14 protein-coding genes are annotated in these 14,512 nt (G+C 40.8%); 5 read left to right on the top strand and 9 right to left on the bottom strand.

Annotated elements, in window-relative coordinates; all coding sequences use genetic code 11:
- Window positions 1-16: 16 nt before the first annotated feature.
- The 4 genes from DY200_RS09845 to ppa all read right to left on the bottom strand — a co-directional run bounded on the left by DY200_RS09845 (window position 17) and on the right by ppa (window position 3,363).
- Window positions 17-808, bottom strand: a complete 792-nt coding sequence (locus tag DY200_RS09845; protein ID WP_115587842.1) for a sulfite exporter TauE/SafE family protein — start codon at window positions 806-808, stop codon at window positions 17-19.
- Entirely contained in the window at window positions 805-1,425 is a 621-nt protein-coding gene (gene rppH / locus DY200_RS09840) for an RNA pyrophosphohydrolase (RefSeq protein ID WP_115587841.1), read from the bottom strand. Before rppH ends, DY200_RS09845 begins: the two co-directional genes overlap by 4 nt.
- Window positions 1,426-1,971: 546 nt before the next feature.
- A complete protein-coding gene (locus tag DY200_RS09835; RefSeq protein WP_115587840.1) occupies window positions 1,972-2,739 on the bottom strand; it encodes a M48 family metallopeptidase in 768 nt (255 codons plus the stop codon).
- 96 nt (window positions 2,740-2,835) lie between these two features.
- Entirely contained in the window at window positions 2,836-3,363 is a 528-nt protein-coding gene (gene ppa, locus DY200_RS09830; protein WP_005599607.1) for an inorganic diphosphatase, read from the bottom strand.
- Between the two features lie 73 nt (window positions 3,364-3,436).
- Between ppa and DY200_RS09825 the strand changes: the two genes are divergently transcribed.
- Entirely contained in the window at window positions 3,437-4,141 is a 705-nt protein-coding gene (locus DY200_RS09825) for a tRNA1(Val) (adenine(37)-N6)-methyltransferase (RefSeq protein ID WP_115587839.1), read from the top strand.
- A 46-nt stretch (window positions 4,142-4,187) separates the two neighbouring features.
- Here DY200_RS09825 and rraA read toward each other — a convergent pair whose 3' ends face one another.
- Window positions 4,188-4,685, bottom strand: coding sequence for a ribonuclease E activity regulator RraA (gene rraA / locus DY200_RS09820; protein WP_115587838.1), 498 nt, complete (start codon window positions 4,683-4,685; stop codon window positions 4,188-4,190).
- Window positions 4,686-4,903: 218 nt separating this feature from the next.
- On the opposite strand from rraA, the gene DY200_RS09815 reads away from it, so the two are divergent.
- Both DY200_RS09815 and DY200_RS09810 read left to right on the top strand, forming a co-directional pair.
- Window positions 4,904-5,698: a formate/nitrite transporter family protein gene (locus DY200_RS09815; protein ID WP_115587837.1), complete on the top strand. Its 795-nt coding sequence runs from the start codon at window positions 4,904-4,906 to the stop codon at window positions 5,696-5,698.
- Window positions 5,699-5,868: 170 nt separating this feature from the next.
- Entirely contained in the window at window positions 5,869-6,693 is an 825-nt protein-coding gene (locus DY200_RS09810) for an alpha/beta hydrolase (protein WP_115587836.1), read from the top strand.
- Between the two features lie 82 nt (window positions 6,694-6,775).
- Here the strand turns inward: DY200_RS09810 and DY200_RS09805 are convergent, their stop codons facing one another.
- The 4 genes from DY200_RS09805 to DY200_RS09790 all read right to left on the bottom strand — a co-directional run bounded on the left by DY200_RS09805 (window position 6,776) and on the right by DY200_RS09790 (window position 12,300).
- On the bottom strand, window positions 6,776-7,528 hold the full coding sequence (locus DY200_RS09805) for an esterase family protein (protein WP_115587835.1): 753 nt from the start codon (window positions 7,526-7,528) through the stop codon (window positions 6,776-6,778).
- 12 nt (window positions 7,529-7,540) lie between these two features.
- Window positions 7,541-8,719, bottom strand: coding sequence for an ATP-grasp domain-containing protein (locus tag DY200_RS09800; RefSeq protein ID WP_115587834.1), 1,179 nt, complete (start codon window positions 8,717-8,719; stop codon window positions 7,541-7,543).
- A 195-nt stretch (window positions 8,720-8,914) separates the two neighbouring features.
- Window positions 8,915-9,826 carry a mechanosensitive ion channel family protein gene (locus DY200_RS09795; RefSeq protein WP_115587833.1) on the bottom strand — a complete coding sequence of 304 codons (912 nt, stop codon included), beginning with the start codon at window positions 9,824-9,826 and terminating at the stop codon, window positions 8,915-8,917.
- 155 nt (window positions 9,827-9,981) lie between these two features.
- The gene (locus DY200_RS09790; protein ID WP_244924200.1) at window positions 9,982-12,300 is read right to left on the bottom strand and encodes a TonB-dependent receptor plug domain-containing protein; all 2,319 of its coding nucleotides are present in this window, start codon (window positions 12,298-12,300) and stop codon (window positions 9,982-9,984) included.
- A 392-nt stretch (window positions 12,301-12,692) separates the two neighbouring features.
- Between DY200_RS09790 and rluC the strand changes: the two genes are divergently transcribed.
- Both rluC and folP read left to right on the top strand, forming a co-directional pair.
- Window positions 12,693-13,655 (top strand): 23S rRNA pseudouridine(955/2504/2580) synthase RluC, encoded by a 963-nt coding sequence (rluC, locus tag DY200_RS09785; RefSeq protein WP_115587831.1) that lies wholly within the window; start codon window positions 12,693-12,695, stop codon window positions 13,653-13,655.
- Window position 13,656: 1 nt separating this feature from the next.
- Window positions 13,657-14,502: a dihydropteroate synthase gene (gene folP / locus DY200_RS09780; protein WP_115587830.1), complete on the top strand. Its 846-nt coding sequence runs from the start codon at window positions 13,657-13,659 to the stop codon at window positions 14,500-14,502.
- The last annotated feature ends 10 nt before the right edge of the window (window positions 14,503-14,512 follow it).

Below are 14,512 nucleotides of genomic sequence, written 5' to 3'. Positions count from 1 at the left end.
GGGAGCAAACGTCGCATTATTTTACAAACATATTAATCGCTATCGCAACCAACATCACCGCAAAGGCTTTTTTCAAGGTCGCGACCGGTAAGACATTCGCCGCATTCGCCCCGAGCTTAGAGGTAAAATAAGAGGTTAAGGTTATACCGAATAACGCCGGTAAATAGACATAACCTAAAGAGTAGTCCGGCATCATTTCTACATTCCAACCGCTTGCGATAAAACTAATCGTACCGGATAAACCTAAAAAAGCACCACAAAATGAGGATGTGCCTATCGCACGTTTCATTTCTAACCCTCGGCTATTTAGAAACGGCACGATAAAAGCACCGCCGGCAATCCCCGCCATACTGGATAAGGCACCGATTACGCCGCCGGCGACAATAGTAGATTGCGTGGTAAGCGGTTTAATTTCAGGCGTTTTTTTCAAGGAAAACAACATTCTCTCCGCCAAATACAGCACCATTACCGCAAAAATCTTCGACATCAATTTCGCATCCAAATTGCTTACCGCTAAGCCTGCAAGGAAGACCGATACCATTAAAGCGGGAATGAAATATTTACTGACTTGTACATCCACATTACCTAATTTGTGATGACGTTGCGCCGATGAAAATGCAGTAACAACAATGGTTGAAAACGAAGTACCGAGTGCAGCCGCCATTAAATTCTCCGGCGTTACACCGGCTAAGGGTAATAAATAAACCAAACTCGGTACGATGATCAAACCGCCGCCGATACCGAATAAACCGGCTAAGAAGCCGACCGCCGAACCTACGACAAGACAACTCAAAAATACTTCTATCATTGCGCTTTTCCTTTCTGATGCGAATTGTTCCACGTACGAGCAGATTTGCGAAATTCGCGTTTTTGATTATCACGTTTTTGAAAATCGCGCTTTTCCGTACGTTCTACACGAGGTTTTTCAACCGTTTCTGGTTTTTTTGATTCATTTAATAGCACGCTGGCAAATTCTTTCATCACTTTGCGATAAACATCGCGCTTAAACGAAACCACCTGACGCACCGGATACCAAAAGCTAACCCAACGCCAACCGTCAAATTCCGGGCTTTTAGTCGTTTTTAAATCAATCAAATTTTCATCACTGAGAAGTTGCAGCAAAAACCAACGTTGTTTTTGCCCGATACACACCGGCTGAGAACCGTCACTACGCACTAAGCGTTTGGGTAATTTATACTTCAGCCAATATTTAGACGCCCATAATAATCGCACATCTTTTTTAGTTAAGCCGACTTCTTCATAAAGCTCACGGTACATTGCCGTTTCAATGTTTTCGCCCTCGTTAATCCCGCCTTGCGGAAATTGCCAAGAGTTTTGTCCAAACCGTTTTGCCCACAGAACTTGTCCTGCTTTATTACAAATGACGATACCAACATTTGGGCGGTAGCCATCGAAATCGATCACTTGACCACCTTATTTATTTTTAGGTAAATAGAAAATGAATGAGATTGTTTCACACTTTCCGTCTTAGAACAACCTCTAAAGCCAATTTTGTAGATAACTCTGTGGATAAGTTGTCAAATAGCTCGGTTTATAATGAGTATAACCGAGATAACCCCTTGTTTTTATTTATAAGAGCAATGATCTTTATTTATGCGCAAAAATGATCCCTTTTCTTTGTTTCGGATCTTTTTATATACTGCTTTTTATACTTTATATGGATAACTTTCCAGATCTTTATTTTTTTCTTTATCTTATTCACATCGCTTGCGATTTTATCCCCATCAATTGTGGATAAATTTGTGATAGTTTCGAAAAATGAGCGTGAATAACTTTCTAAAAAATATCAACTTTCATAAATAATCTTTATAAAACAATTAGTTATATCTATTTGGTGTCATGTATAAAACGACTGTTTTAAACCGGTTGTTTTTTAAACAAAAAAATAAGGCAGATCCAAACGATCTGCCTATTGCAAAAAACGGAATAAATTAAACCGCTTGTTTTAAACTATTTTTTACTGGTTTGATACACTTTCATCGCTTCAGGTAGTAAGCGTTGTAAATTTTCCTGACGATCTTCGTTTGACGGGTGAGTAGAGAAAATAGAACTGCCCGAGCTGCCGCCGACTTTACTCATTTTGACCCATACGTTCGGTGCCGCCGAAGGATTGTAGCCGGATTGCGCCATTAAGATTAAGCCGATTTCGTCCGCTTCGGTTTCTTGGCTACGAGAAAACGGCTTGTTTAAACCGAGATCCGCCACCGTGCCGACCAAATCCACACCGCCGAAATTGGTTTGAATCCCTTGCGATTGTAAAGCGATTGAGCCGACTTGCGCCGCAATGCCGGTTACCGCATTAAAGGTACGATCCGATTTCCCGTGTTCCAATAAAGCGTGTGCCATTTCGTGTCCCATCACGGTCGCAATTTCGTCATCATTTAAGTTTAACTTATTGACCAATCCGGTATAAAACGCCATTTTACCGCCCGGCATCGCCCAAGCGTTCATTTCGTCGGATTTTAACACGGTAATTTCCCATTGGAACGGCACGCCGGTCGTATTCGCTCTTTCCGCATAAGGCTTCATTTTATTAAATACCGTATGGATACGGCGTGCGGTTGCGGAACTTGCATCTACCGCTCTTTCCGCTTGTGCTTGGCTTTTTACTTGCGCATAGCTTTGCGCCGCTTCTTGGTTAATACTTTGAGTACTGACGCAAGCCGCAATCGCTGAAACTAAAAATGCGGCTGCGCCAATTTTTTTAATCAATTTCATTTTATTCCCCTAGAAAATAAATGGGTTATTTATTTGCCATAGAAAAAAATGCCAAGCACTCTGTGAGTGTTTGGCATCTCGTTCTAAAAACAACAATTATTTTTTAGCACGTTCGAATGATTCTAAGATTTCTTGGCGCGCTTCGTTTACATCGCCCCAACCTTCCACTTTCACCCATTTACCCGCTTCTAACGCTTTATAGCTTTCGAAGAAGTGTTGAATTTGTGCTTTTAATAACGCCGGTAAATCGTTTACGTCTTTAATGTGATCGTATTCTTTGCTTAATTTTGTGTGCGGAACCGCAACCACTTTCGCATCACCGCCCGCTTCGTCGGTCATTTTTAATACGCCGACCGGACGGCAACGAATTACCGAACCCGGTTGTAACGGATATGGTGTCGGTACCAATACATCAACCGGATCGCCGTCAGACGATAACGTGTGGTTTACATAACCGTAGTTCGCCGGATAGAACATCGCCGTAGACATAAAACGATCCACGAATAATGTGCCGGTTTCTTTGTCCACTTCATATTTGATCGGATCCGCATTTGCCGGAATTTCGATTACTACATAAATATCATCTGGTAATTCTTTACCAGCTGGTACGTTTTCTAAGCCCATTTTAGTTTCCTTCTGTTGTAGAGGTAAAAAAACAATGCGATTATAGCGTATCTCACATTAAATTTGTACATCTATGACAAAATCTCAAGGTTTCCAATTTAAACAATTTTTTATCGCTCACGACAAATGTGCGATGAAAGTCAATACCGACGGCATCTTACTCGGTGCTATCGCCGATATTCGGCACAAACGTCAGATCTTAGATCTCGGCACCGGATTGGTGGCAATTATGTTGGCACAGCGTACGGACGAAAATACGCAAATTAGCGCGCTTGAATTAGAGCCGAACGCCTATCGACAAGCGGTTGAAAATTGCCGAAATTCCGCATTTTCCGACCGCTTGCAAGTTTATCAAGGCGATGTCTTAGATTATCACTTTCACCAAAAGTTTGATCTTATCGTGTCGAATCCGCCTTATTTCAGCGAGAGTTTGGCTTCCCGATCTTACGAAAGAGATTTGGCTCGTGCCGCGACCCAAAGTCATTTAGACTGGCTGTTACAAGCGAAAAAATGGTTGGCGGAACAGGGTGAAATCAGCTTTATTTTACCCTTTGAAGCGGCGGAAAAATTAGTGGAACAAAGCCGAACAAACGGTCTGTTTTGCACGAAAATTTGCAAAATCATTACCAAACAAGGGCAAGCGGCGAAACGTATGATCGCCAGTTTTTCAGCGCAAAACGTACCGCTTGAGGAACAGGAATTAGTGATTTACGATGCGGATAATCAATATACCGAAGCGTTCAAGCAGCTAACCAAGGCGTTTTATTTAAATATGTAACCAAACAAAAAACCGACCAAGCGGTCGGTTTTCTATATTCGATGGGTTACTCTTCCAATTCCGTTAAATCCAGCAATTCCGGCGAAAGAATAATGCCGGTTAAATCCGCATAAACATAATCTTCCGGGAAGAAAGTCACGCCGCCGAAATTCACCGGCGTATCGACTTCGCCGATTTCGTTATCGTCGGCACCGACCGGAATCGGTGCTAATGCGTGAATACCGATGTCCAACGTTTCCAATACGTCCAACTGACGAACCGCACCATAAACGATAATTCCTTCCCAACCGTTATCAAGCGCAAGTTGCGCCAGTTCCGCATCGATTAATGCACGACGAACCGCACCGCCGCCGTCAATCAGCAATACTCTTCCTTGACCTTCTTCTTCTAACACGCTGGCAATTAAACCGTTGCTTTCAAAGCATTTTACCGTGGTAATTTTACCGTAAAAAGAAGAGGCTCCGCCAAAGCTCGAAAAGATTGGCTCGACTACATCGACCTGATCGGAATAAATATCACAAAGTGCTGAGGTATCAATACGCATAAGCTATTCCTTTTGTAAAAGATGTCATTATTTCAAAGTATAAACCTAACTATGCCATTTGCAAAATTTTTGCCGAAAATGACCGCTTATTTTGCGAAACGGCTCACACTTTCCGACATATAACCAAAATACGTGAGATATAACCGCAGATTCTTTCTCTAAACGTTATCGCTCTGCTACATTTCACCTATCCTTTTCATTAACATTTGATTTACATTATGCACAATAGAGATCTTTACCCACACGAAATCCTACAAGACGTTATCGACAAAAGTTTTGCCAAATCGCAAAGCAGTTTAAAAATGCTCGCCATTTTAAGTTTTCTCGGCGGCGGCTATGTGAGTTTCGGTTATATCGCTTATTTAAAAGTGGTCAGCGGTATTCCGCCGGAATGGAGCGGACTCGCCAACTTATTAGGCGCAGCGGTTTTCCCGATTTGCTTAATTTGTATCTTGATCGGCGGCGGCGAACTGGCGACCGGCAATATGATGCTGATGGCGTTAGGTAAATTCAGTAAAAAAGTCAGTTTACCGAAATTAGTGCGTAACTGGGTGATTGTCAGTTTAGGCAACTTAGTCGGCGCAGTTTCTATGGCGTATTTCCTCGGGCATTATGTCGGTTTGGCGGAAGGCGTTTCGGCGGCGAAAACTATTGCGATTGCGGAAGCGAAAGTCCATATGGACTTCGGGCGTGCATTTATCTCGGCAATCGCCTGTAACTGGATGGTGTGTATGGGAATTTGGTTCTACTTCGGTGCAAAACAAACTTCCGGACGAATTTTAGCGATGTGGTTCCCGGTGATGACCTTCGTATTAATCGGCTTACAACATTTCGTGGCGAATATGTTTATTATTCCGGCGGGCATTTGGGCGGGCGCTGATGTGACTTGGGGGCAGTTCTTCTTTAATATGATTCCGGTGTTCTTAGGTAACGTAACCGGCGGTGCGGCATTCGTCGGCGCATCTTATCTGTTTGCCTATAAGCATCTATTAAAAGACGATTACGCGATCTAAGCTGATTCCAAGCGGTTATTTTTACGCAATATTTTGCAAAAAATAACCGCTTTTATTTTCTTTATTTCTCCCTGTCATCTCGTTTTAAATCTTCTATAAAATCGCTTGTGTTCGATAAATAAAAAACGTTACGATCTTAATCTGAATATTGTGAAATGATGGAATATAAAATGAATTTGGATAAATACTATCTGAAAATGGAAGAACATTTTCTGTATGTGCCTTACTACAATCATCACCGCCGCATTCGCGTGCTGCTCCCGAAAGATTATCACAAAGAAAATTGGCAAACCTATCCGGTATTGTATATGCACGACGGGCAGAATGTGTTTTATAGCAAAGAATCTTATTCCGGCTATTCATGGAAAATTATTCCGACTATTAAAAGTCACCAAGAATTTCCGAAACTGATTATTGTCGGAATCGATAATGCGACGGTACACCGTCTGGACGAATACGCTCCGTGGCGAACCGATGTCGGACATACGCCGGAAGCGCGTAATGCCGGCGGTATGGGCGCGGAATACGGGCATTGGGTAGTAAATACGGTAAAGCCGTTTATTGACGCTCACTATCGTACCAAACCGCAACGTGAGCATACGCTGTTAGCCGGCAGTTCAATGGGCGGCATTATTACCGCCTATATGGGCGCGGCTTATCCGGATACCTTCGGCCATTTGGGCGTATTTTCTTCCGCTTCTTGGTTTAGCGAATCCGCCTTTTTGGATTTTGTGCATCGTCATCCGCTGAATAAAGCGAGTAAAGTGTTTATTCAAGTCGGCACAAATGAAGGCGATGATATGGGTGCGCAGTATATTTCCAATATGAATCAGGCTTATATCAATAGTTCGCTTTATTACTATCAAGCACTGCTTCGCACTTTTCATCCGATTGATAACATTCGGCTGAAAATTATGGCGAATGAAACCCACCATGAAATACATTGGGCGAATCATTTTGTAGAATTTTTAAGTTTTTCGTTAATGGGAAAATAGAGCGGAAAAAAACAAACAAGCGGTTAAATTTTGCAAGTTTTCTGCAGAATTTAACCGCTTGTATTTTGAGAAAGGGGCGCGTTTAGATAATATGTTGCTCCGCCAATTTAGCTAAGAAGTACGACATCATTTTACGCCATGACGGCCAATCGTGTTCCACATCATGCCCCCAATAATCAAACCACGCTTGAATCCCTTTCGCATTAAACGCTTCTTGTAAACGGCGGGTATCTTCCACGTGTTGTTCTTCCCAAGCACCTTGTCCAACCGCAATAATAAAATGATTTTGACGGTAACGATTTAAGAACCAATCATCATTTTGTCCCCAAAGCGAATCGATAGACGAATTAAAATAGACGGTCGGATCGCCGTAAAATTCGCCGGTAAAGAAACGAGCGTCATAAACGCCGCTCAGTGCAATCGTAGTATCAAACAGATCCGGATGACGTAGTGCAAAATTAACCGAATGGAACGCACCCATACTACAGCCGGTGGCGATCATCGTACCGTTCCAGTTTGATTCGTGACGGATTAGCGGTACTAATTCGTGGACGATATAACGGTCGTAAGCGTTATGTGCCAACGCCATATCGTGACCGGATTTGTGTAACGCCAACCACGATTCGCTATCGTAAGAATCCGGTGTGTAGAACTTGATTAAACCGCGATCAATAAATTCACGGCAAGCCTCAATCATACCGAAGTTACCGTATTCATTTTGATTACCTCCCGAGGAAGGAAACACGATTACCGGTTTACCGGCATGACCATACACATTAAAGTGCATTTCACGACCTAATTCACCACTCCAATGACTTCTTCTTTCAAAATGCATGGTTAGCTCCTTTTACTGTTTTTGTTGTGCAAAACGGACAATTTCACGTAATTGTTCCATCGTTTCGGTGCGAACTAAAATGCCGTGTTCGCCCATAATTTTGGCAAATACGCCCGGTACGGTTTGTACGCTGATAATATTGTCGGCATACTGACGGCAAACGTCCTCAATACTGTTCAGATAATTTTGGTTCGCTTTACGTGAGATATATACCACATTCCACGGATGGGTAATGTCAGCATAGAATTTATTTTCCGTCACGATATTGGCGTATTCGCGGAACACATCAAAATCGTTCGCATAGTTCCACATATCAATGGTTAAACCGCCCGGCGGACGACAGTTGATTTCAAGCGGTAATAATTCGCCGTTTTTTTTCACACGGAAAAACTCAAAGTGGAAGAATCGCTCACGCACTTTAAAGGCTTCCACACAAATTTTGCCTAACTCGACTAATTTCGGTGAGATTTCACGTGGGACGTAATAAAACATATCGCCGTCTTTTTCCACCGTGTCTAACACCGCTTCGGAATATTCGAGGCTGGAGTAGAACACGATATTGCCCTCGTGATCGGTTAAGCCGTCAAAAGTCACAATATCTCCGTCAATAAATTCTTCCATAATATATTCGACTTGCGGATTTTGAACGGCGAAGAATTCATTTAACTGCGCTTCATTACGCACTTTATAAGTATCCGATGCGCCAACACCCGAGTTCGGTTTAATGATTACTGGGAATTTCAGCTCTTTTGTCAATTTGCGAGCGTCTTGTTCGTCTTTAAATACACGTCCTTTTGCCACCTTCAAACCGGCCTTGCGAAATACTTCTTTCATTTGCGCTTTGGTTTTAATCGTGAGCATATCCTCATTTTTATAACCGAACACGTTGAAATCGGTACGTAATTTGGCATCCAGCTCAAGCCAATATTCGTTATGCGATTCAACACGGTCAATACGTCCGTATTTATGCGCGAAATAGGCTACCGCACGATAAACCTGATCGTAATCTTCCATATTATCGACACGATAATATTCGGTTAAATGCGCTTTTAAATTATCACTGAGCTGCTCATAAGGCGTGTCGGCGATACCTAACGTATTAATGCCTTTTTCCTTCATTCGGACGGCGAACGTCTCGAAATTAGTCGGGAAATGCGGCGAAATCATCACAAAGTTGAGTTGTTTTGACATAAGTTCATTCCATATATAAGAAAGTTTATTAGAAATAGGTAAAATGATTATAACTTTTATAAAGTTGATCAGATTCTAAGCGACTTTTCCGCTTTTTGATACTATTTTATGCATTTACCGAACAACAAAAAAGCGGTCGGATTCTTGGTAAAATTTACCAAAAAACCGACCGCCTGTTATTTATGTCTCAAATAATTATTTATTTTCAATCGCAATCGCTTTACTATCGGCAAGATGTAAGCTCATTTGATTATACGGAATCTCAATTCCCGCTTTATCAAATTCGAGTTTTACCGTTTCGGTAATTCCCCAGTATGCCGTCCAGTAATCTGCTGTTTTCACCCAAGGACGCACTACAAGTTGTACACTATGCGCAGATAATGCACCGACTGCTACGACAAATGCCGGATCTTTTAAGACTAGCGCATCATTTTCTAAAATGCGAGTCACAATATCCTTCGCCTCTTTTAAGTTTGATTCGTATGAAATATCAAATGTAAAATCAATACGGCGAGTTTCATTATCCGAATAATTTACAATGCTGTCCGAGAACACTTTACCGTTCGGAATTAATACGGTTTTGTTATCGCCGGTACGCAGTTCCAACACTAATAAGCCCATTTGCTCAACCGTACCGGTCATACCGCCGGTTTCGATTAAATCGCCTTTACGGAACGGTTTGAAGATTAATAACATCACACCTGCCGCAAAGTTTTGTAGTGAGTTTTGCAGAGATAAACCAATCGCCAAACCTGCTGCACCGATTAAGGCAACCAATGAGCTGGTATTAATGCCGAGTTGTGAAAGGGCAGCAATGACGACAATTAAGAGCAATAAGAAGTAGCTGATAGAGGAAATAAAACTTTGTAGCATTTCATCTTTGGTTGATTTCAATGCTGCTTTACCCAATAAGGTGCTAATTACTCGGGCAAGAAACTTACCAATCACAAAAATCGCAATCGCAAGCAGAATTTTTGTACCGTAAGGGATAATCCACTCATTGAACATAGTGTTGAAATCCATATTGCTGACTTTATTAATCGCTTTTTCCGTTTCCGCAACAACATTGATATTTGGTGTAGTTTCAGTAGCTTTTTCTGCTGACATTTTATTTTCCTTAAAAAGTTGATATTTTCTCAACGTAATAGCTGAGGCTGGAAAGAAATAATTCCATTGTATTAAATATGAATTAATACAATGGAATTATAATTAGTACGGCACTAAAATAAATCTTTTATTACAAAACTTTGCAAGAATGGTAATTACCACTCATATTTTGCACCGAGCCAAAATTGTCTACCGGCACGGTATGTTTGGTAATAGTTTTCATCATCGGTGGTGATTTTATTTGCCAGTAACTTACGGTTAAGCACATTAAGTACACTTACATTAACTGAAAATGCTTTATGTTGCCCTAGTTCTTTTTTCCAATTAAAGAACCAGTCAAGCGTAATGTGGCGTGGTTTTGCTGTTTCATATACACGAGCAACCAATCCCTCATAGTTGTTACATACCGATTTTTCAGAAGTACATCTAAAACCTTTAAAGGTATAATCTTTACTAGATGATTCATAATTAATACGCTGTGCCCAGTTTAAATTAAGTGATGGAAAATAACTTTCCAGCTGTAAATAACCTTTCCAAGGGGTATTGAAGTTTCTTGCAGGAAGATATTCAATTGATTGTAATTTATCTTTATGAAGCATTTTAGTTATGCCGTAATCTTTCCAATCTCGCTGGGTGTAATCATTTGTTTGATTAGTTTTACTCTTATTAAAAGCAACACCGAATTGCCATTTAAGAGCCATAAAAGACAAATCGATAGGTTCGATACTTTCTATTTCTAAACTAAAGGTATTATGTTTACTTCGTCCTGAATTAGATAGCCAACGTTGTTGGGGTTTTACATCAGAATCAATTTGGGTCATAAACTGATCTTTGCTGTTGCGTTGTACCCATTTGAATGTCCATAAGCTATTTGAAATTTTTTGACTGATTCCGGCATTAATTTCATCGCTATAAGGTGTTTTAAGTTTACTTCCTTTATAGGCAATATGTAAGATAGATCTGTCTAGCTCCCAAGGACTGTTGTAAGACTCTCTGTTATAATGGTCTTCAAAATTGAAGGCAGAACGTAATTTATAATCAACTAAATCTCCTGCGTAGTAGCGATTGAAACCAGCGATAAGATGAGTTTGGTCTTTACCTAACAGGTTATAATCAATATAACTTCTTGGAGCAATGTTCCATTTACGGGTAAATTGCGTGTAGTCAAAACGTACGCCCGGCACAAAAGTGAAGTTATTCCAAACGATTTTGTCTTGTAAATAGGAGGCAAAACGATTATGTTTAACTTTCCCATCTATCGGTAAGTAATGAACCCTATATTTGAAATATTGTTCTTTGGGAATACAATATGTACAATTTTCAATATTAAATACTTCACCTTTATAATAGTCGGCAGCTCCAGCATACTGCTTTGCAAGTTTAGGTTGCTTTAATCTTGATGTATTTTGTTGCCATTCCCAACCGGCACTCATTTCATGAATAGTGCTGCCGATTTCAAATTTATTGAAATCCAGATTTTGTTTTAGCTGCAAACTTTGTTGCTGAGTATAACGTTTACCGATACCACCTTTTATCGCTTCTCCTGTATTTGGATCAGAAATCCAGTCAATACTTTTAGTTTTGGTATAACGATAAAGCGTATCCGAATCGTATTTAGTTTGATTTCGGTTATTTCGATAAGCTAACTCACTAGTTAGCAAGCCAAGAACGTTGTAATTCTCCCATTTAATATTAGTTAAAAAACCACCGCCACTTAATCTAAAGCGACCATCTACCGCATTTTCCAGATATTCATCTGCTTGATGAGTAGAATAAATTCCATTAATCGTTAAACGGTTATTCTCATTTAATTCATTTTTATAGCTTGCAAGTAACGTTTCGTTACGACGATAGCGATTAGTCCATTTGTGCAAATACTGTTGATGCTGAGGTACAGAACTTTGCTGACGGCTATAAGCAAATAGCAATCCGGAACGTTCTGTAAGTGGCTGATTTAGCTGAATCGTATATTCGTGCTTAGTAAATTTAGGTTGTAATAAAGGTGAATTGGCACGATAAAATTCATTTTTATACTGCCCTTCCAAGTGGAATTTAGTCCAAGCATCTCGGGTTGTTCGGTAAGATACAGAACCGGATGCACGTTTGAAATCAGGTTCTTTTAATTTTGCATTCACTACACCGCCGGTAAAGTTTCCATATTGGCTAGGCACATTACGGTCATAAACCTCTAACGTATCAACTAGATCGGTACTCAACCAAAATGCTTGAGGATGCCCTGCAGGCATATATTGAGGATCGATTGTTTTAGTCATATCAGATTTTAATAATGAATCTTCACCCAAGCCGATAGGATTAACATTATCATTAATTCCTATACCATTGAGCATAAAATTATTGTTGTAATAACGCTCACCGTGAAAAGAAATATTTTGCGGAGCAATTTCACCTAATGTATTGCCGTTTTTGTTATTAGATACTCGAACTGAAGGTAACGAAACTAAGGCATCACTCACATTTGAGTTAGTCTGTAATTTGGTTGTTAAATTTTTTTGATCAAATTCATATTTACCGGAAAGTACTGATTTCGTGTTTCCTTTTACGTGAACAGTGTCAAGTTCGACAGTTGCGTAGAGTTGTGTGTTGACCAAGCAGGCAGCCATAGATAGAGATATTTTCGTTAATTTCATTGTAAAGGCCTTATTTTGATTATGGATTAGTGGTGGGTATTTTAGAGTGGAAGCAGAATAATTCAATAATTTTTTTATGGTTATTTGAGTGGGTTATAGGTAAGAAATTTAATTTCTATGAAATATTGCAAATTATTAGGGAAATTTAACCGCTTGTAGTCTTCTAATTGGCAGGGGTATGATAGAATTTGTATGATTTTTTTATGAAGAAAGCAAAAATGACAACAGAAAAAGTAATTAGTGCCAGCGTTCAATTTTTTACCATCAGTGAAGATGAGGCCGGGCAGCGTTTAGATAATTTTTTATTAGCCAAACTTAAAGGTGTGCCGAAAAGTTTGATTTACCGTATTGTGCGTAAAGGCGAAGTACGGGTAAATAAAGGGCGAATCAAGCCTGAATATAAACTTCAGCCTGATGACGTGGTGCGTGTACCACCGGTGCGTGTAGCGGAGAAGAATGAAGCCCCAATTTCAACCAAATTGAATAAAGTGGCAGAGCTGGAAGATCAAATTCTGTATGAAGATGAGGTGATGTTGGTTATCAACAAGCCCTCTGGCATTGCGGTACACGGCGGAAGCGGCTTGAGTTTTGGTGTGATTGAAGCGTTAAGAGCGTTACGTCCACAAGCCCGTTTTTTAGAGCTGGTTCACCGTATTGACCGCGACACTTCCGGTATTTTATTGGTGGCAAAAAAACGCTCGGCGTTGCGTAGCCTACACGAACAGTTGCGGGAAAAAGTGGTGCAAAAAGATTACTTGGCATTAGTACGTGGTCAGTGGCAAGCTCACACCAAAGTGATTAAAGCTCCGTTGCTAAAAAACGAATTGGCAAGTGGTGAGCGCATTGTGCGAGTGAGCGAAGAGGGCAAACCTTCAGAAACTCGCTTTAGCATTGAAGAGCGTTATGCGAATGCGACTTTGGTAAAAGCCTCGCCGGTTACGGGTAGAACCCATCAAATCCGTGTGCATACTCAATATGCAGGACACCCTATCGCGTTGGACGATAAATATGGCGACAACGAATTTGACAGCAAAATGAAAGAAGCCGGTTTACACCGTTTATTTTTACACGCTTATTCTATCCGCTTTGAACACCCGAAAAGTGGGGAAGAAATGGTGATTACCGCACCATTAGATAAAACACTTAAGGGCGTATTAGTCAAATTAAGGGCGGAGAAATAGCGTGAAAATCCATTTCAAAAATCTGCAAAAAAATGACCGCTTGTTAGATTTGACCCAGCCACAAATTATGGGTATTTTAAACTTTACTCCTGATTCTTTTTCCGATTCGGGGCAGTTTTTTTCGCTGGATAAAGCCCTCTTTCAAGCGGAAAAAATGCTAAAAGAGGGAGCTGGCATTATTGATATTGGTGGGGAATCTACACGCCCGAATGCGCAAATTGTTACCCTTGATCAAGAGTTAGAGCGGGTTGTGCCTGTGGTAGAAGCGGTGCGTTCCCGTTTTGATTGCTTAATTTCGGTGGATAGCTCTAAGGCGGAAGTGTTTAAGCAAGCCGCTATTGCAGGAGCGGATATTCTGAATGATATTCGAGCCTTAACCGAGCCGAATGCGCTAGACATAGCTGTAGAATTAGGTCTGCCGGTCTGTTTAATGCATATGCAAGGTAATCCGCAGAATATGCAGCAAAAACCTGAGTATGATGATGTATTGGAAGAAGTCGCGGATTTTCTCAATCAACGCATTTTTGAATGTATCACCGCAGGGATTCCTAAAGAACATATTATTCTCGATCCCGGCTTTGGATTTGGCAAAAGTGTCCAGCATAACTTTACGCTACTTAAACATTTGAAAGTCTTTTCGGATGCCGGTTTTCCGGTGCTTGCCGGTTTATCTCGTAAGTCGATGCTTGGTGCGGTCACCAGTAAACCGGTTGAACAACGTGTAACGGCATCGGCTGTCGGGGCGTTAATTGCAGTACAAAACGGGGCGAAGATTATTCGCGTGCATGATGTAGCGGAAACCGCCGATATGTTGAAAGTATGGCAAGCGGTAGCGGAATGCGAATAAATAAAAAAAG

Origin of the sequence: Actinobacillus lignieresii, from assembly GCF_900444945.1 — a bacterium.
GTDB lineage: Bacteria > Pseudomonadota > Gammaproteobacteria > Enterobacterales > Pasteurellaceae > Actinobacillus > Actinobacillus lignieresii.
The sequence above is the reverse complement of the archived record's forward strand: the minus strand, read 5'-3'. Positions and strand labels throughout refer to the sequence as shown.